The sequence below is a fragment of the Nguyenibacter vanlangensis genome, assembly GCF_013376155.1.
GTDB lineage: Bacteria > Pseudomonadota > Alphaproteobacteria > Acetobacterales > Acetobacteraceae > Gluconacetobacter > Gluconacetobacter vanlangensis.
Genome location: NZ_JABXXP010000799.1, coordinates 1 through 1,196 on the forward strand (window position 1 = coordinate 1; position 1,196 = coordinate 1,196).

Sequence of the window (1,196 nt, forward strand, 5' to 3'; positions counted from 1 at the left end):
GTCGCTGGTGGCCGAGATGCGCGACACCTATGCGCGGCGGCGGCGCATGGTCGTCGAGGCGCTGCGGGCCGTTCCCGGCCTGACCTGCGCGATGCCGGACGGGGCGTTCTATGCCTTTCCGGGCATCGCGGCCTGCATGGGCCGGACCAGCGCGGGCGGGCGGATGCTGCGCACGGACGAGGATTTCGCCATCGCCCTGCTGGAGGAACAGCGCGTGGCCTGCGTGCAGGGCAGTGCCTTCGGGATGGGGCCCTATCTGCGTCTGTCCTGCGCGACCGGCGACGACGTGCTGATGGAATGCTGCGCGCGGATCGCGGAATTCGTGGGCGGGCTGGACTGAGGACTCCGCCCCGGCCGCGCACGAAATTCCATCTATTTTCTTATGGAAACAAAAGGTTTCCAAAGGCCCCCGGCCTTTGGCGGGGTCCAGGGGCAGCGCCCCTGGGTCGAAAGATCAGCTATTGGCGCCGAAGGCGGGACGGGTGGATTCGAAGAGGAACCAGGTCCGGCGTTCCGTCTCGTCGATCCAGTTTTCCAGCAGGCTGGCCGTCGCCACGTCGTTGCCCTCGTCGCAGAGGACGTGGACTTCGCGCATGCGCGCGGTCAGGGCGAGATTGTCCTCGCGCAGTTCGGACAGCATGTCCTCGGGCGTGACATACTCGGCGTCATTGTCGGCGATCTTCGTCAGCCGGCCGATCTCGCCGACCGAATGCAGGGTCGTGCCGCCGATCTTGCGGGCGCGTTCGGCCAGCGGATCGGTCATGGCGAAGATCTGGTCGCTCTGTTCGTCCAGCAGCAGATGGTAGTCGCGGAAATGGCGGCCGCTCATGTGCCAGTGGAAATTCTTGGTCTTGATATAGAGCGCGAAGACGTCGGCGAGGAGCGCGCGCAGTCCGGCGCTGATATTCTGCACCGCGATCGGGTCCAGATTGGACGGCGTTCCCAGATAGGTGTGGGCGTGGGCCTTGCCCGCGTCGGCAGTCTTGAATTTGTTCGTCACAGCGACCTCCCTTGAACGGCGTGTGCCTGCAATAACTGGAATGGCGCGGGGCAGTTGGCAAGCGGGGCGGTGCGTTGCCGCCGCTATACCTTGGTATGCCGGGCGGCTTGGGCGTGCCGGCGGGCGAGGGCGAGGAGCGCGTCGGTGGTGCCGGTCCGGTCCGGGTCGGCCAGCAGGTCGCGCGCCAGGCGCAGGG

Annotated in this window: 2 protein-coding genes; one reads left to right on the top strand and one right to left on the bottom strand. The window is 66.8% G+C overall.

Going from position 1 to position 1,196, the window contains the following annotated elements; translation table 11 throughout:
* On the top strand, window positions 1-340 hold a 340-nt coding region (locus HUK84_RS19165), incomplete at its 5' end, for an aminotransferase class I/II-fold pyridoxal phosphate-dependent enzyme (protein WP_176641634.1).
* Window positions 341-454: 114 nt separating this feature from the next.
* Here the strand turns inward: HUK84_RS19165 and HUK84_RS19170 are convergent.
* Entirely contained in the window at window positions 455-1,000 is a 546-nt protein-coding gene (locus HUK84_RS19170) for a Dps family protein (RefSeq protein WP_176641635.1), read from the bottom strand.
* Between the last annotated feature and the right edge of the window lie 196 nt (window positions 1,001-1,196).